Here is a 17,989-nt window from a genome sequence, read left to right on the forward strand (position 1 = left end):
ATGAGATCAAAGTATTGATTGAATGCTCGCCAGTTTATGAATGAATTATGACATTTTAATGACAACATCACATAAATTTAATTTTGCTGTTATTGCCTTTTAGGCCAAATTGTAACAAGATGTAACGGCAAAAAATAAAGGGGTTTTTAATCTTGCTTAATCTTTCCAAAGAACACATCACCGCTGGCAGCCATTTCAATCGCTGGCTGGTACCACCGGCAGCACTGGCAGTACATCTCTCTATCGGCATGGCTTATGGCTTCAGCGTATTCTGGAAACCGCTGGGCAATGCGCTCACTGGGCCAGATGGCAAACCAGTGGCAGCCTGCGCCGCGGGGGCAAGCACCTTTGCAGATAAACTGGCAGGCACCGCCAAAGCGCTGACCGCTACCGACTGCAACTGGACCCAATTTGACCTGGGCTGGATGTATACCTTGTTTTTCGTCCTACTGGGCTGCTCTGCGGCCGTCTGGGGCGGCTGGCTGGAGCGTGCAGGGCCACGCAAAGCAGGCCTGGTTGCCATGCTTTGCTGGTGTGGTGGCTTGCTCATTTCCGCCCTCGGCGTCTATCAACACCAGCTATGGATGATGTGGCTGGGCAGCGGCGTCATTGGCGGCATCGGCTTGGGGCTGGGCTATATTTCACCGGTATCCACCCTGATCAAATGGTTTCCTGATCGCCGCGGCATGGCCACAGGCCTGGCCATTATGGGCTTTGGCGGCGGCGCCATGATAGGCTCGCCACTGGCCACCAAACTCATGAGCATATTCGCGACGCCCACCGCCCCCGGCGTGTGGCAGACCTTCGTCGTACTGGCCGTGATTTATGCAGTGTTCATGACCTGTGGCTCACTGGGTTACCGCGTGCCGGCCGCCAACTGGAAGCCTGCTGGCTGGACACCGCCAGATACCCAGCACAACCGCCTGGTCGCCACCCGCCACGTGCACCTGAAAAACGCGCACAAAACGCCACAATTCTGGTTATTGTGGCTGATCCTGTGCATGAATGTGTCTGCTGCCATCGGCATTATCGGTGCCGCAGCGCCTATGTTGCAGGAAACGTTTGGCGGGGTACTGATCGGCCAGCCAACGCTTGGTTTTGCCGACATCAAGGCAGATGAAGCGCTGACCGCCGCAGCCGCAGCGGTGGGCGCCGGTTTTGTCGGGCTGATTTCACTGTTTAATATTTTCGGCCGCATCGGCTGGGCCACTTCGTCAGACAAACTGGGCCGCCAAACGACCTATTTCATCTTTTTTGTACTCGGCATCATGATGTATGTCTGCGGCACATACGCAGCCAACCATCATCAACTGGCCTTGTTCCTGCTGGTGTTCTGCATCATCGCCTCCATGTATGGCGGCGGCTTTGCCACCATTCCGGCTTATCTGGCTGACTTGTTCGGTACGCAGTTTGTAGGCGCCATCCATGGCCGCTTGCTCACCGCCTGGTCAACAGCAGGCATCCTGGGCCCGGTCATCGTCAACTACATGCACGATGTACGGCTGGAAGCCAATGTGCCTTATGCCGATATTTATGCGCCGATATTTATGACGCTGGCAGCCTTGCTCGGTGTCGGCTTTGTTGCCAACCTGCTGGTGAGGCCAGTGGCTGACAAATACTTTATGTCAGACAGTGAATTGGCGTTAGAGCAAAGTGGTGGCAAAAAAACCGGCCAGCAGGCCGCGAATATCAAGCAGGACGACCAGAAAACGCCTGATATCCTGGTCAAACTGGCATGGCTGGCAGTGCTGATTCCCATCAGCTATGGCATCTGGATGACGGTACAAAAAGCCTGGTCACTATTCGCATAATCCGTAACGTAGCCGTTTGGGTTAAAATAGCGCTTTATGTTTTAACCCACGGACGCACAAGTGAACAAAATTGCTCAAAACCTGGACGGTAACGGTAAAAAAATCGGTATCGTCCTCTCCCGTTTTAATGAAAACATTGGCGCAGGCTTGCTGCAGGCCTGCGAACAAGAACTGCTCAAACTGGGCGTCAACGCTGAAGATATCACCCTCGCTACCGTGCCTGGTGCGCTGGAAACCCCGCTGGTGCTGTTGCACATGGCCATGACTGAAAAGTATGATGCCTTGATCGCGCTGGGCGCCATTATCCGCGGTGAGACCTACCACTTCGAAGTGGTTTCCAATGAATCTGCACGTGGCATTTCAGAAGTGCAACGCGATACAGGCGTGCCAGTTGCCAATGCAATCCTCACCACAGAGAACGATGAGCAAGCTGAAGTACGCGTAGCGGTAAAAGGCGCTGAAGCTGCCCAAGCTGCCATTGAAATGGCGAATTTAGTGAGCGCACTATGAGTGAAGATAAAGCAGCGGTGAATCAGGAAAAAGCAGCGCCAGCCAAAAGCAAAGGCAGCAAAAACCGCCGCAAATCACGCGAACTGGCGCTGAAAGCGCTGTACCGCAACCGCATGAATGCGGGCGATGTGAAGCAACTGCGCCTGGACAGCCTGGACGACCCGGATTACTTCAAGGCCGATGAAACCTATTTCAAGCAATTGCTGACTGGCGTGCTTGATCACACGACAGATATTGATGCCATGATCGGCCAATTTATTGACCGTCAACTGGAAGAACTGAGCCCGATCGAGCATGCCATCTTGCGCATTTCCGGCTACGAGCTGATGTTTGATGTGAGTATTCCTTACCGTGTGGCGATCAACGAAGGCGTTGAATTGGCTAAGGCCTATGGCGGCATTGATGGCCACAAATACATCAACGGTGTATTGGATAAAATCGCAGCCCAGGTCAGACCGCACGAATTTAAGCGCTAGACGCCTAACCGTAGTGACCAGATATAAAAAAGCCCTGCATGCAGGGCTTTTTTATTGCACAGCGCATGAGCACGGGCTGTTTGTTATGCAGAATAGACGTGGTACCCATTGCGCCCAGCCCCTTTGGCTTCATACATGGCGATATCGGCCTGCTTCATCCACTCAGTCACCGTCACCTGCGTCCCTGCAGCACAAACAGCCAGCCCAATACTGACGCCAATATGAATACTGCGTTCATTTACTTGCACTGGCAATACAAAGCTATTGAGGATTTTTTGCGCCACATGTTCCGCATCGTCACGCTGCGTGAGCTCCGGCAACAGCATCACAAATTCGTCACCGCCCAGCCTGGACACCGTATCACTTTGCCGCAAACAGCCCTGCAGACGCGTGGAGACCTCTTTTAAAATCACGTCACCAACATCGTGGCCGAGCGTATCGTTAATCTGCTTGAAATGGTCAATATCCAAAAACAGTAACGCAGCGGATTGCGTCGCATGTGGCAAGCGCGCATGCACCTGATGCAGCCTGCTGAGCAGCATACGGCGGTTGGGTAAACCAGTCAACGCGTCAAAATACGCCTCTTGTGTGACTTCATCATACTGGTGTTTACGCGCCGTAATATCTTCGATCTGGGCAATAAAATATTGTGGCGCATGCTCTTCATCCCGGAAAATAGATACCGACAACTGCACCCACACCACGGCCTTATCACGGCGGATATAACGCTTCTCCATTTGATAGGCATTTATTTTGCCATCCAGCAGCTGCTGCACATACTCCAGGTCTTTGGCCAGATCATCAGCATGTGTGATCTCCTGGAATGTCGTCGCCACCAAGGCATCGTTGCTATAGCCCACGATGTTGCACAAGGCCTGGTTGACCTTGGTGAAACGTCCTTCCAGCGAGACAATCGCCATGCCAATCGGCGCAAACTCCATAATCTCACGGAAGCTTTTTTCACTTGCCCGCAACGCAGACTCTGTTTTTTTACGATTGCTGATATCATCAAATACGACCACTGCACCGCAAACCTGTTGATCACGGATAATTGGCACTGAGGTCACATCAATATGGATAGGCTGGCCATCCCGGCGCCACAGCACCTCATCCGAGGTTTTCACCGCCTGCCCGCTGTTCATCACATTACATAGCAAACACTCATGCTCAGCATAATGTGAGTGATCAACCTTCTTGTAATGGAACAGGGCATGTGCACTTTTTCCTATCAAATCGCGCTTGCGCCAATCCAGCAAACGCAATGCCTCGGGATTGATAAACGTGATGACACCCGACATATCCGTCACATAAATGCCTTCACCCAGGGTATCGGTAATCTCCTGGAACCTGGCAGCACTTTCCTTGAGCGCCAGCGTCTTTTCATTCACCTGTGCGACCACTCTCGCCGTATAGCCCGTTCCCATGAGCAAAATGGCGCCGACCAGGCCGGTACAAAAGATACCCACCGCCAGCATACTCCAGCTTTGCCAGCCCCTATGCTCGGCGTAATAACGGGCAGAGGGAGAGAGGTCCAGCCGGTAATGCTTATCACCAAACCTGAACTCACGACTAAAGACAATATCAGACGCTTGATCTGTCATTGCGACATAGATTTCCGCCTGGCTTTCTTTCTCGACCAGACGCACATTGAGCAAGGGCTGTGTTCGAGCAAATATGGCACCAAAAAAGTCTTTGGATATCAGTACGGTTTGCACGACACCATCATAACGGTGCCCATGCACCGGATACATCAGCAACAATCCCATCTGGCGACCAGAACTCAAATAAAGCTTGATGGGTGACGTGACCGCGGCCTTGTTTTGTTTAAATGCCTGCAATAGCGTAATTTTACGGTTATCCATGGAAGCCAAATCAAACCCTATCGTGCGTTGGGTTTGCGCGTTTGCAGGCTCAATATAGGTTAATGGAAAGTAATAGGAGCGGTCTTTTACAGCTTGCCATTGATTATTTTCGCCAGGCTGTTTGATATAAAAACCAGGGAATTCTGATTGCATCTCTGCAATAAAACTGTCGCGACGCGCGTGGCTAATTTTAGGTACCCATTCCAGCGCGTAAATCATCGGATATTTGTCCAGCGTCACTTTCACAAAATTGTGAAAGTCCTCCTGGCTCACATCTGACTGCTGATAGGTAAACAAGGCACTGATTTGTGCCAGAACGGCCTCTTGTGATTCCAGCCGAACACGCAACTGCTCGGACAATTGGCTGGCCAGGCTATCAAACTCGGTCAGCGACTCTTTACGCTCCCATTTACTGGCAGTGACAAAAGCGGCCACTAGCAAGGAAAACAGCAACAACATAGGCACAGCGACGGTTTGCAGCCGCTTTTTCCATAAGGCACGCGGCTGGCCCAGCATCACCAGTGTCAAAGGCAGCATGACAATCAGGCCGAGAAAATCGCCCACCCACCATGACACCCAGCTTGCCAATACACTGTGCTGATCAATCAAACCGAGTGCGAGTAACCCGGCCACAGAAACGCTGGCGCTCACCAGGCACAGCAAAGGCGCCGATACCAGGAAACGAACGACATCAGCAGGAGCATCCAATGTGGTAGGAAAAGCAATATTACGCCGCAGCCAGGCGCCGCCTAACCGGGCTTGCAAAGACGAAGCTACAGCAATCAGCAGTGCAACCACAAGGCCAAGCTGGCTGAAATGATGATGGGTACTGTAATCCACCCAGAGATTGAGTATCAACGAACCAGCAAAAATGGCAGGGATGATGCGCTTACCAAGCAGATAGCTAACCGCAATGGCAATCCCGGCAGGCGGGAAGATGGCCGATGCGTAACCAGGCGGCACCGCCAGCATCAGGCCAAGCTTGCCGGTAATGATATAAATCACCACCAAGGCCAAGCTAAAACGAATGCTTTTGCTGTAAGTAGGGAGTCCTGGCAACATCAATAAAAATATTCAAACAGGATGCACATGCGTCATCAAACAGTAGAAAAATCTACTTTGACGTCAATCTTACCAGCGATGCTCGCGCACGCATGACAAGAACTAAACCGATAAATAGCCGTTATTTCCAGACTACGTGCGCAACGCCGATGTCAGCGCGGTAGTAACGATAAAGTCTGTAACTGCAAGCCCTGCGTATCCCAGCGTGCACACACCGCCTGGTCATGCCAGTCACCCAGCACCATGCGTTCGCACTGGTGGCCATCCACAACGAATGGATGACGGCCAGGCCGGTGAGTGTGTCCATGCAACAGCACATCCGGGTAATCATATGCACGCAACAGGGCGACCACGGCCTCCGCGTTGACATCCATAATATCCATGGTTTGTACGGCTTTATTCTGCGCGCTGGTGCTGCGTGCCTGCGCGGCAAACGCCAGCCTAGCGGCCAGCGGCTGGCTAAGAAAAGCCTGTTGCCATTGTGGGCTGCGCACTTGTGCCCGAAACTGCTGGTAGGCAACATCGTCCGTGCATAACGCATCGCCATGGCTCAACAAGACGCGTTGACCGCCCAGCTCAAGCAACGTGGGGTCAGGCAGCAATTGCAACCCGCAGGCTTGCGCAAAGCCCTCACCGATTAAAAAGTCGCGATTTCCATGCATAAAGTACAGACGCACGCCTTGTGCCGACAAGGCACGTAGCGCCTGCACGATAGGCAAAAACTCGGCGCCATGTTGCGGGTCGTCGAGAATATCGTCACCCACCCACACCTCAACAAAATCGCCCAAGATATAGAGCGCTTCAGCCTTCGCGACTTCGGTATGCAGCCAATGCAAAAAAGCCTGCGTTACCGCAGGCCTTTGCGCACATAAGTGCAGATCAGAAATGATCCATGTGGTCATGCCTTAGGCAACCACAACGGCTTTTTCAATGATCACTGGTTCCACTGGCACATCCTGGTGACCAGCGCGATTGGTCGTTGGCACTGCTTTGATTTTATCAACGATGTCCATGCCTTCAACCACTTTACCAAATACACAGTAGCCCCAGCCCTGAGTCGTTGGTGCAGAGAAGTTGAGGAAATCGTTATCTTTCACATTGATAAAGAATTGTGCAGAAGCAGAGTCAGGCACCATGGTACGAGCCATGGCCAAGGTGTATTTGTCGTTAGACAAGCCATTGTCAGCCTCGTTTTTGATGGTGGCGTCGGTCGCTTTTTGCTTCATATTGGTGTCAAAACCGCCACCTTGAATCATGAAGTCGTTAATCACGCGATGAAAAATCACGCCATCATAAAACCCTTTTTCAACGTAGCTCAAAAAGTTAGCCACGGTAATCGGGGCTTTTTCTGCGTTGAGTTCAATCGTAATATCGCCAAAATTGGTAGTCAGTTTGACCAAAATATTCTCCGTTTATTGAGGATGATGATAGTTATTTGCTAACCATTACTTGCTAGTCACTATCGTTGCACGTTTAATGATGACCGTACGAATCGGCACATCTGAAAAGCCGCGTTGGTTGCCAGTAGGCAAATTGCTGATTTTAAACACCACGTCCATGCCAGACACCACTTTACCAAACACGCAGTAACCGATTCTGTCTGGTTCCGGGCTGCTGTAATCCAGAAACTGGTTGTCGGCAACATTGACAAAAAATTGCGCAGTGGCTGAGTTAGGATCTTGCGTACGCGCCATGGCGATGGTGCCGGTCTGATTGACAAGGCCATTACCAGCTTCATTGATAACCGGTGCACGCGTTGGCTTTTCTGTCAGCTCGCGATCAAAGCCACCGCCCTGAATCATGAAACGGCCAATCACGCGATGAAAAATGGTATTGGTATAAAAACCATCTTTCACATACTGCAAAAAGTTTTCCACCGTTTTAGGCGCTTTGTCCGCATATACCTCGACGGCAAAATTACCCTGATTGGTTTCAAACAGCACTTGCGTTGCCGCATTGGCCATACCCACAGCAGCCAACAGGCAACCCCCTAACATCCAAGACAACACTCGCATCACGCTGATCCTTCGTACAAAATTTTCCATTCACCGTTTTCCTGCACCCAGTATTGTCGTTTTTTCATGACATTACGTAATGCAGCGCTCACATATTCCTGCTCAAAGTCTACGACCACCATGTTGCGCTTGGAGTTCGGATAAGTGAACATGCTCACTTCAGACAGGTTGACGCTCACCTTGGGCTTGGACGCCTGAATCTGGCGCTTGTAGCTAGACCATCTGGACAAGTCGCCTTCAGAATAAAAGAAGTCGCTGGTGTAATGAGACAGGTAAGCATCGGTCTTTTGCGCGGCCCAGTCTTTGCGCCATTGCTCAATCGCTGATTTCAGCGCTGCTTTGTCACGGTCCTGATGACGCACAGAATCTGGATTCACCCACTGAAAGTTAACACCAATCACGACTGGCGTATTGCCTGCCTGCAACACTTCCTGCAAAGCTTTCATGTCCGGGTTAGACAGCACCACACAACCATCACTGGCACGTGGCGGACGACTGTAGGTATCCCTGGGTGTGCCATGAATCCAGATGCCGGAACCGGTTTTGCGCTCGTAGCTGTCAATCTCATTTGGATAATTCAGCGGATAGGCGGCATCGCCATACAAATCCGGCAACGGGCGATTGAGTTTGCGCGAGGCAAAATAGACACCGATAGGCGTACGTTTGTCACCCTGGTCTTTTTTACCAATACCATTTTTACCGATGGTGACATAGTAGTCGGCGATATAACGCAATACATTGCCCTCACCTTTTTCATACACATACAGGCGGGAACGCGCAGTATCCACAAACAAGACGTGGCTTTGCTTTTCAGATAATTCAACCAGCATATTCGGCTGGGTCAGGCCGCGGTTACGGTCAAAGTAATTGCGGATACGGATTTCCGCTTCTTCTTTGAAGTCCTGGATACGGGTGACATCTGCCGTATTAGCATCACCAAAATTGTTTAAGATCCTGGCTTTGGCAGAGAGTAAATCACCGTGAATCAGGTGCGCGAGGGCAAAGTTGGGAGAGATCGTCAGCAACTGGTCCACATAATCCAGCGCCTGTTGCAAACGGCCTTCTTTAATCGATTGCAGAGTTTGCACCAGCATGCGTTCAACCGCATTGGTGTTTTTGTTTTGGACGAACAAACGCGCAGTTAACGCTTCATGGTTAACCGCGGTTGCATTCCAAGGCAATAACGCAGCACTGACAAACGCAATATAGCAGTACTTTCTTAAACTCCTCATACCGATATTATACATTTGTTTAATTAAAATCTTGCGCGCTTAACCAGCCAAATTCGCCCCTTATTTAGCGATTTTAAAGGCGCGCCGTCGAACAGCGCATGCTTTAAATTTAGCTTAAAACAACTTTAGAACTTACCGACGCGCTCTTGCTGAATCAACCAGCGACCGCCCTCTTTCACCAGATTCAGTGTTTTGTTCGAGTTTGCATCCAGGCCAGTGGCTTTATACGCCTGACGGAAGGTCACTTTGGCGGCGCTATCGCTCTCGATTTTGACTGACAAGTTGCTCAGCTTGACCGAAATCTTGCTTGGGCGACTCACGCGATCACGACGGGTCGATTCCCACTGTTTGCGTGACTCACCACCAGGGGTTTTAAAATCTTTGGCGTAGCTATCCAGATACTTGTCTACATTTTGCGCTGCCCAGGCATCCGCCCACGCATTCACAGCATCCAGCACCACACGCTCCTGGTGATCGGTCGATGGCTTTGCTTCCACAGGTTTGGATTCAACCACAGATGGTTTCTTGGTCTCGGCGACCACAGGCGGCGTGACCGTTGGCGGTGTCGATGGCTGCGCTGCTGAAGGTGGCGCAGCAGGCGGATTCACCGGCGCTGTATTGGCTGGCGGCGTGACTGCAGGCGCTGCTGCTGGCGGCACAGTCGTTGCAGTGCGCGCCACAGAGCGCTTACCGCCAAACAAATCAGTAATCATAGCCAGCTTGCTTTGCGCACGACTATTGGAGGTGTCGAGCTTCAGCGCCTTATCATAGGCTTCTGATGCCAGACGCGCATAAATATCGCCCAGGTTCTCATGCGCAGTGGCGTAGCTTGGATGCGTTTTGATCGCAGATTCCAGTGCCTTTCTGGCTTTATCATACTGACCCTGATCCGCGTACAACACAGCCAGGTTGTTATAAGGCTCAGGCAAGTTAGGGTATTTTTCTGTCAGTTCGGTAAATGACTTGATCGCATCATCACGCTTACCCAGCTCTACCAAAATCACGCCGCGCATAAACATGGCCTCAGCGTTTTTAGGGTTGGCAGACAAGTAAGTATTTACACGCTCCAGCGCGGCAGCCTGATTCCCCTGTTCGGACAACTGGTTAATTTCACGCAGCTCCACATTGGTTTGGCCCGCCAAAACAGAATGAGACAAGGTGACCTGACTTAAAAGGACACCCAACACCAGCAAAGATTTTTTTAATGTTGCGTTCATGAGTTTATTACCTGAGCAATCGTTGATTTTTAGCAGTATGTTATACTTGGATTGTACAAGAGACAGTGCGTATTTAGGTGATTATTACGCGATGATTCAGCACCATTTTGTGTCCTGCGTGGTTTACCTGACTATAAACAATCAAGCAATGGCAGCCCTCGCCGACGCAAAAATAACAAGCACCACACGTGTTAACATAAATTAAACACTACAATATTTCTGCTAATTTTATCACGCATTAATCCTTTTTACATTTCGTTAGCATGTTAAAACTACACAACACCCTTTCCCGCAGCAAGCAAGTCTTCCAGCCCATCACAGAAAAAACCGTCAGCATGTACGTCTGCGGCATGACCGTATATGACTTTTGCCATCTGGGCCACGCTCGTGTCATGGTGGTGTTTGACATGGTGGCACGCTGGTTTCGCGCCAGCGGCTACAAGGTGACTTATGTACGCAACATCACCGATATTGACGACAAAATCATCAAACGCGCCAACGAAAACAACGAAAGCATCCAAAGCCTGACGCAACGTTTCATTACTGCAATGGACGAAGATTCAGCCAAACTCGGTATTATCCGCCCTGACCTGGAGCCACGCGCCACCGAGCACGTGCAAGGCATGCTGGACATGATCAGCCAGCTCATAGAAAAAGGCTTTGCCTACCAGGCCAGCAATGGCGATGTGTTTTACAAAGTGCGCAGCTTCAACGACTACGGCAAACTGTCCGGCAAATCACTCGAAGACCTGCGCGCAGGTGAGCGTGTCGATGTCGACACTTTCAAGCAAGACCCGCTAGACTTTGTATTATGGAAATCCGTAAAACCGGGCGAACCCTACTGGGAATCCCCCTGGGGCAATGGCCGCCCAGGCTGGCATATTGAATGCTCAGTCATGAGCGCGGCACACCTTGGTGCACACTTTGATATCCATGGCGGTGGCCAGGACTTGCAGTTCCCACACCACGAAAACGAAATCGCCCAGTCTGAAGCCACCCATGATTGCACCATGGCCAACTACTGGCTGCATAATGGCTTTATCCGTGTCGATGACGAAAAAATGTCCAAGTCACTGGGCAACTTCTTCACCATTCGCGAAGTGCTGGAAAAATACGACCCGGAAGTGGTGCGCTTCTTCATTCTGCGCGCACATTACCGCAGCCCGCTCAACTACTCCGACAAACACCTGGACGACGCCAAAGCCTCTTTGACACGTTTATATACCGCATTGCGTGGCATAGACGTTGCCGACAGCGCCATAGACTGGGATCAGCCACAGGCCGCCAAATTCAAGTCAGCCATGGATGACGACTTCAATACACCAGAAGCCATCGCCGTCTTATTTGAACTCGCCAACGACTTAAACAAAGACAAATCCGCCGCCACTGCCGCATTATTGAAACAATTGGCTGCGATTATCGGACTGTTGCAACGTGACCCTGAAAGCTTTATGCAAGGCGAAAGCGACGGCGCGTTCGACGTCGAAGGTTTAATTGCAGCACGTATCGCTGCCAAAACAGCCAAAAATTACGCTGAAGCTGACCGTATCCGTAAAGAGCTGGCCGATGCAGGCATCGTATTGGAAGACTCTGCGCAAGGTACTACTTGGCGCCGTGCATAATTGAAAGGCCTCAATATGCGCTTTCCAAAACACATAGCGTTATTGCTCATCGCACTGACAACCACAATCAATGCTGAAGAAATAAGTTATCAGCACTCGATTGCGATGGACATTCCGGCGTTTTTAGAAAAAGTCGATACGTTACATGTCATGACGCATACAAGTAAATTCAGCATTTTTCCTGTATCGCGCCACAACGCGGCATATATTACGACACCCCAGGTCCCAGGCGCGGACCCCATCTCATCATTGGTTGGGGCGCTGATTGCAACCAGCATCATCAACAGTCAAAACTCAAAAGAAAACGACGCAACAGCCAGGTTTACTGCAGAGCTCAGCGCGATACTGCAAACAATAGACATTAGTCAGGAGTTTAGTTTAGCGTTAAAACGCACGTTATCGGAACGACTGACAAATGCGCAATTCGAGTTTGAAAGTGTAGAGTCCAGAAATACACTCAATCAGGCAGGATTACTTGTCAGAATCAAACAAAACTACATCTTAACCTTCGAAAACCGCATCTACTTTGATAGCAAACTTCAATCGCTTTGCTTTGAAACCAGCCCCCGCTTATGGATCAAAGATAAAGTCAATCCATTCTATTTATCCGAGATCAAATACATCTCTCATCAGGTCATCAGCCAGGACAAAAGCCTGTTAAAAATAAGTTGGACGCAAAACGATGGTGAACGCCTGAAGCAATCCATCAGAGATGGCGTACAAGCATCTGTGGACATGTTCACCCAAGACTTTCTGGACAAGACTTGGAAAACCGGGCCGGAATCAATTGCCAGAGAAGTGTCTTTTATTGACACGCATTCCGGTAAAACAACCAAAAACAATTTATTTCCGTTGGTAGAAACATCCGACCGGATTGCTGGCCGGATGTTTGCACACAATGCCGCTCAACTCATTTCGATCCCTAAATCACAAATCATTAGCCAAGCAGCGCCTTAATTACTTCAAATTACCGCCAAAAAAGGCGTTACCAAGACTATCAATCCCTCGATCCACATTGGTACTTACCGCAGTAGTGACATTCTGAAAGCCTGGTGCCTGATCCCAAGGCTCAGAAATAGGCATATTGCTCACATCATCCACGTACCACTTGAGTTCGTTTGTATTTAAATCAACCAAAAAACCCTTGTACTTAAAATCAGCCATTGGGGCACCGGTAGGCATGAATCCATAATAGTTTCTAATCGTGCCAACCCGTTCGACGGCCAACAGCAACACATAATCAACATCATTCGATTTCAAGCTACGGAAGTCGTACTCCGCATATTGAACAGTCTCAGATTTACCGGAAAACTTTTGCATCTTTTGCAAATCGATTGCCTGATCAATCTTTTTAACCTGAAATCCTCTAGCCTGCAATTGCACCACAAATTCGCTATCCATTGCTTGCACCTTGGACGTATCAAGCTTTTCCAGATGCGTCACCAGCGACTTTGCGTTACCACGATTAATCGCTATATCCAGTAAACCCATATTACCCGTCATAAATGCATCCGGTTTTGGTACTGTTGTTTTCGCCAGTCCAATCACCGGTTTACGGTTCTCCCAGAAATGATTATCCAAAGCAACGGGCTTTTGTACTGTCGCACACCCGACAAGCCCAAGCATCAATACTATCGAAACTACTCTTCTCATTTTTCTTCCATTTTTATTAAGATTAATCGACCGTCAAAACTTGCTTACCTGTTAAATTTTAACAATTAAAGGTTACCACAGCACTAGCAATAATTTAAAACCGTGCTGCCTATATGTGTGCCTATCCTCTCAACTGAAAACGTTTTCCGTCACAATTCTCTTGTAAAATATCAAGCTGCTTAAAAACCAAATCCATGTGAGAAATCGAATGCCCGTCAAACTGTCTGCCCCTGCTGCCGAAACGTTATTGCCCGTCAAAGGCGTACAACTGGGTTTTGCCCAGGCGCATATTCGCAAACCCAACCGCAAAGATGTGCTGGTCATCACCGTGCCTGAGGGCAGCAGCGTCTCTGGCGTATTTACGCTTAACCGCTTTTGCGCAGCGCCGGTCACAGTATGTAAAGAGCATTTGCAGCATAACAAAGGCATCCGCGCCCTGCTGGTGAACACCGGCTGCGCAAACGCGGGCACCGGCCAGCAAGGCCTGGATGACGCACGCGCCAGCTGTATCGGCGTCGCACAGGCATTGAATATCAGCCCCGAGCAAGTATTACCATTCTCAACCGGCGTCATCCTGGAAACCTTGCCCATGGACAGACTGCTGACAGGCATCGCCCCGGCTGTCGACAACTTGCAAGAAGACAACTGGCTGAATGCTGCCGAAGCGATCATGACCACCGACATTGTCGCCAAAGGCACGTCGCGCACGCTGACGATTGATGGCAAACAAGTCACCATCACGGGCATCAGCAAAGGCTCAGGTATGATTCACCCCAATATGGCCACCATGCTGGGTTATATAGCCACTGATGCCGCCATCAGCCAGGCCGCGCTCGACAGCATCATCCAGCACGCCGTGAATAAATCATTTAACTGCATCACGGTCGATGGCGATACCAGCACCAACGACAGCCTGATCTTAATGGCCACCGGCCAGGCAGGCAACTCGACGATTGACGAACAAAGTGCAGACTTTGCCACCTTGCGCGACGCCTTAACCGATGTTGCCACCGAGCTGGCTCAAGCCATCGTGCGCGACGGTGAAGGTGCTACCAAATTCATGACCATTCAGGTTGAAGCCGGCAAAGATGCAGAAGAGTGCCGCAAAGTGGCTTACGCGATCGCCCACTCGCCCCTGATTAAAACCGCCTTTTTCGCCTCAGACCCAAACCTGGGCCGCATCTTGGCCGCGATTGGCTATGCCGGCATTGATGACCTGAACGTGAATACTATGCAGCTGTATCTTGGCGATGTATTGGTCGCTGAAAAAGGTGGTCGGGCAGCGAGCTATGTCGAAGAACAAGGCGCAGCCGTGATGAAGGAAAGCGATATTCTGGTGCGCGTGGTGTTGAATCGTGGCGATGCTGATGCCACGGTGTGGACCTGCGACTTTTCTTATGATTATGTGAAGATTAATGCGGATTACAGATCGTAATACGCAGAGATGAACATGTTTTGAGTTCATCAAATGTACGAAGAAGCCACCTTAACGCTTAGTCAGTTTTGGTGGCTTTTTTATTTCGCCTTGATGGCGAGTTACTTTTTTTGCTTGCCCCAAAAAAGTAACCAAAAAGAGGGCACCCAGCCATCACGGCCTGCGGCTCCCTTGCGTTGCTCAACAAAATAAGCCGGTCACGAAACTCGCCCTAGCAGCTTGCACACGACGCAAGCTGCCGCGGTGCTCAAACAGTCGCTCCCTCTACTCTTATTTTGTCTCCGCTACTCAGCGTGATGGAATGGGATTTGTCTCATCTAACTTGCATTGATTTAGTTCGGACGGTTCAACAACCAGACTCTTTTATTAATTCGGCCAAACGATGGCGCTCGTAGGTTTTCGGGGTCCCCATCTGCCGCGCCGAGCAACGCAGGGTTGGCGGGAGTTCTCGGCCATCGGCTGTCCGAGCTCCGCAACAAGCCACGTTCTGTGTGGCTTGTCAGGGCGAGTTTCGATGGACGCCCGGTAAACCGAGTAGCGCAAGGAACAAGCGGAAGCTGGGGTGCATTTCTTTTGGTTACTTATTCTTTGGGCAAGCAAAGAAAAGTAACTCGCCGAAAAGGCGAAACAATATGCCTCACCAAAGCACAAACCTAAGAATGACCTTATTATCAATCATCCCCGACAACCCTACCCCTCCCCTGCTTCACCACCCCGCGTTGCATCTTCCCCGCTACCCGCCGTTTCTTTGACGCCAGCGTCGGCCGTGTCGCATACCGCACCGCATGCACGTGGCTAGCCGCACGTACAATCTCATGCAAACGCGCAATCGCATCCCGTTTATTGGCCTCTTGCGTACGGTATTGCTGGGCTTTGATCACCAGCACACCTTCCGCCGTGATGCGTTGGTCTTTGCTATGCAACAACCTTGCTTTAATCACTTCACTCAGGCTAGAGCTGTGAATATCAAAGCGCAGATGAATGGCTGAAGAGACTTTATTGACGTTTTGACCACCCGCCCCTTGTGCACGTATGGCGCTGAGTGTGTACTCGTGGGCGGCAATCGTGATCATGCTTGCAGGGCGTTATTGATGTAAGTAAAAAAGTCATCCACTTCTTGCTGCACGCGGGTGCGCCTGAAGGGTGGCAGGCTTTGCCAGATACGGCGCCCGTAAGGTTTATCGACCAGGCGTGGATCGCAAATCATCAGCACACCGAAATCCTGCTCATCGCGAATCAGGCGCCCGGCACCTTGCTTGAGCGTGATCACGGCATAAGGCAATTGATAGTCCATAAAAGCATTTTTGCCTTCGGCGTTCATTTTTTCGATGCGCGCAGAAAGCACCGGGTCGTCTGGCGGCGCAAATGGCAACTTGTCGATAATGACGCATGACAAGGCTTCACCACGCACATCCACACCTTCCCAGAAACTTTGCGAGCCGACCAGCACGGCGTTGCCGTGGGCGCGGAATCTATCCAGCAATTCGGTGCGGTTACTCTCGCCTTGCATAAGCAGCGGATAGTCCATGCCTTGCTCTTCAAACGCCTGTTTAAGCAGCGCATGCACTTCGCGCATGGCTTTGAGCGAGGTGCATAACACAAAGGCACGACCGCGGCTGGCTTGCAATACTGGCAAACTCATGGCCGCTACTGCCGCCGTGTACGCGCTGCTGTTGGGCTCAGGCATGCCGGAGGGCACGTAGAGCAAGGCCTGCTGGCCATAATCAAACGGACTTTGCCAATGTTTGGTCTGTGCTGCCAGCAAGCCCATCTGGCCTTGGTAGTGGGTAAAATCACTTTTCACCGCCAGCGTGGCCGAGGTAAAAATCCAGGCGCGCGGCTGCGCATTGAGTTGTTTGCCAAAGCCATCGGCAACACTGAGCGGCGTGGCATGCAACTGCACACTTTGGCTGAATACCTCTACCCAGCGCACCAGGTTGGCGTGATTGCCTTTTAACCAGGCCTCCAGCAACGCCAGCAAGGCTTCGCCACGCTGCCAGCATTTTTCCAGCAAGGGGTCCCGGCCGGCTTGTGTTTCGAGCACAGCGGTCAGGGCGCCCAAGGTTTCCAGCAGGTGTTGGTAGGCAGAATCAAAATTTTTTAATGCCTGCGCCTTTTGCACCGGCATACGTGACCCTTCAAACTGGAAAACCAACCTGAAATCACGGCAGGCTTTCTCCAGCGGCGGCACGGCCTCACCCAGCGGCACGCAATCTTTGGCCAGCGTCAGGTAAGCCATCTGGCTATCGCGTGCCAGGTCCATCAATTGTGAGGTAGAAATATCTTCGCCAAAAAACAGCCCGGCCACTTCCGGCAGTTGGTGCGCTTCGTCAAACACCACGGTATTGGCACTCGGCAACAGCTCGGCCACGCCTTCGTCGCGCAACATGACGTCAGCAAAAAACAAGTGGTGGTTGACCACCACCACATCGGCGGCCAGCGCCTGTTTGCGCGCCTCCATAACAAAACACTGCTTGTAAAACTGGCAGTCCTGGCCCACGCAGTTATCACGCGTGGAGGTCACTTGCTGCCACACAGTGGCTTGCTCTGGCACCTCGACCAGTTCGGCTTTATCGCCTGTCTGGCTGTGTTCGGCAAAGGTTTGCAAAATAGGGATATATTGCGCATCTTCACGCGATTGAAAGCGGCCTTCCTGGCTGGCACGTTGCAAATGATAGTGGCAGATATAGTTGGCACGCCCCTTGAGCATGGCCACAGAGACTGGCACTTTTAACGCTGCCCGTATCGCAGGCAGGTCGCGCTGGTAGAGCTGGTCTTGCAGCGTTTTGGTGCCGGTAGAAATAATTACCTTACCGCCAGACAATAAGGCAGGCACCAGGTAAGCATAGGTTTTACCGGTGCCGGTGCCCGCCTCAGCCACTAATTGCTGTTGCTGTTCGATGGCTTCTGCAATCGCCTGTGCCATTTCCTGCTGTTGCGGACGGCTACGGAAATCAGGCATGGCCTGCGCTAAAGACCCATTCTCTGAAAATGCGGAACTGACTTGCTGCTGTAAAGACATACATTAATTATCCCACGAGCCACCATAAATCAGGCAGGCATTTTTCAAGAAATGCGTGGGCTCATGGCGGCA

General features: G+C 51.0%; 15 protein-coding genes. 6 read left to right on the plus strand and 9 right to left on the minus strand.

The features are described from left to right. The first annotated feature begins 248 nt into the window (after nt 1-248). The 3 genes from INP79_RS13535 to nusB are packed head-to-tail and all read left to right on the plus strand — an operon-like array spanning nt 249 to nt 2,797. Nucleotides 249-1,811 (plus strand): OFA family MFS transporter, encoded by a 1,563-nt coding sequence (locus INP79_RS13535; RefSeq protein ID WP_228520104.1) that lies wholly within the window; start codon nt 249-251, stop codon nt 1,809-1,811. Nucleotides 1,812-1,871: 60 nt separating this feature from the next. After that, the gene (gene ribH / locus INP79_RS13540; RefSeq protein WP_024930656.1) at nt 1,872-2,321 is read left to right on the plus strand and encodes a 6,7-dimethyl-8-ribityllumazine synthase; all 450 of its coding nucleotides are present in this window, start codon (nt 1,872-1,874) and stop codon (nt 2,319-2,321) included. Further along, a complete protein-coding gene (nusB, locus tag INP79_RS13545) occupies nt 2,318-2,797 on the plus strand; it encodes a transcription antitermination factor NusB (RefSeq protein ID WP_194754774.1) in 480 nt (159 codons plus the stop codon). The genes ribH and nusB overlap by 4 nt, the downstream gene beginning before the upstream one ends. An 83-nt stretch (nt 2,798-2,880) precedes the next feature. Here the strand turns inward: nusB and INP79_RS13550 are convergent, their stop codons facing one another. The 6 genes from INP79_RS13550 to INP79_RS13575 form a co-directional block, all read right to left on the minus strand. Next, nucleotides 2,881-5,721 carry a diguanylate cyclase domain-containing protein gene (locus INP79_RS13550; protein WP_194754775.1) on the minus strand — a complete coding sequence of 947 codons (2,841 nt, stop codon included), beginning with the start codon at nt 5,719-5,721 and terminating at the stop codon, nt 2,881-2,883. Between the two features lie 152 nt (nt 5,722-5,873). Continuing rightward, nucleotides 5,874-6,623 (minus strand): UDP-2,3-diacylglucosamine diphosphatase, encoded by a 750-nt coding sequence (locus INP79_RS13555; protein ID WP_194754776.1) that lies wholly within the window; start codon nt 6,621-6,623, stop codon nt 5,874-5,876. A gap of 3 nt (nt 6,624-6,626) precedes the next feature. After that, a complete protein-coding gene (locus INP79_RS13560; RefSeq protein WP_194754777.1) occupies nt 6,627-7,121 on the minus strand; it encodes a peptidylprolyl isomerase in 495 nt (164 codons plus the stop codon). Between the two features lie 45 nt (nt 7,122-7,166). Then, nucleotides 7,167-7,736 (minus strand): peptidylprolyl isomerase, encoded by a 570-nt coding sequence (locus INP79_RS13565; RefSeq protein ID WP_194754778.1) that lies wholly within the window; start codon nt 7,734-7,736, stop codon nt 7,167-7,169. Further along, a complete protein-coding gene (locus tag INP79_RS13570; protein ID WP_194754779.1) occupies nt 7,736-8,983 on the minus strand; it encodes a L,D-transpeptidase family protein in 1,248 nt (415 codons plus the stop codon). The genes INP79_RS13565 and INP79_RS13570 overlap by 1 nt, the downstream gene beginning before the upstream one ends. Before the next feature lie 110 nt (nt 8,984-9,093). Beyond that, nucleotides 9,094-10,185: a tetratricopeptide repeat protein gene (locus tag INP79_RS13575; RefSeq protein ID WP_194754780.1), complete on the minus strand. Its 1,092-nt coding sequence runs from the start codon at nt 10,183-10,185 to the stop codon at nt 9,094-9,096. A 263-nt stretch (nt 10,186-10,448) separates the two neighbouring features. Here INP79_RS13575 and cysS point away from each other — a divergent pair, with 263 nt between their 5' ends. Together cysS and INP79_RS13585 are read left to right on the plus strand one after the other, a co-directional pair. Continuing rightward, nucleotides 10,449-11,807 carry a cysteine--tRNA ligase gene (cysS, locus tag INP79_RS13580; RefSeq protein WP_194754781.1) on the plus strand — a complete coding sequence of 453 codons (1,359 nt, stop codon included), beginning with the start codon at nt 10,449-10,451 and terminating at the stop codon, nt 11,805-11,807. 15 nt (nt 11,808-11,822) lie between these two features. Then, on the plus strand, nt 11,823-12,764 hold the full coding sequence (locus INP79_RS13585) for a hypothetical protein (protein WP_194754782.1): 942 nt from the start codon (nt 11,823-11,825) through the stop codon (nt 12,762-12,764). Here the strand turns inward: INP79_RS13585 and INP79_RS13590 are convergent, their stop codons facing one another. Next, a complete protein-coding gene (locus tag INP79_RS13590; RefSeq protein ID WP_194754783.1) occupies nt 12,765-13,460 on the minus strand; it encodes a hypothetical protein in 696 nt (231 codons plus the stop codon). 208 nt (nt 13,461-13,668) lie between these two features. Between INP79_RS13590 and argJ the strand changes: the two genes are divergently transcribed. Further along, nucleotides 13,669-14,895: a bifunctional glutamate N-acetyltransferase/amino-acid acetyltransferase ArgJ gene (gene argJ, locus INP79_RS13595; protein ID WP_194754784.1), complete on the plus strand. Its 1,227-nt coding sequence runs from the start codon at nt 13,669-13,671 to the stop codon at nt 14,893-14,895. Nucleotides 14,896-15,566: 671 nt separating this feature from the next. Here argJ and arfB read toward each other — a convergent pair. Together arfB and INP79_RS13605 are read right to left on the minus strand one after the other, a co-directional pair. After that, complete coding sequence (gene arfB / locus INP79_RS13600; RefSeq protein WP_194754785.1) at nt 15,567-15,968, minus strand: alternative ribosome rescue aminoacyl-tRNA hydrolase ArfB; 402 nt, start codon at nt 15,966-15,968, stop codon at nt 15,567-15,569. Further along, nucleotides 15,965-17,917, minus strand: coding sequence for an ATP-dependent DNA helicase (locus tag INP79_RS13605; protein ID WP_194754786.1), 1,953 nt, complete (start codon nt 17,915-17,917; stop codon nt 15,965-15,967). Before INP79_RS13605 ends, arfB begins: the two co-directional genes overlap by 4 nt. Nucleotides 17,918-17,989: the final 72 nt, after the last annotated feature.

The organism is Methylophilus sp. QUAN (assembly GCF_015354445.1).
Lineage (GTDB): Bacteria > Pseudomonadota > Gammaproteobacteria > Burkholderiales > Methylophilaceae > Methylophilus.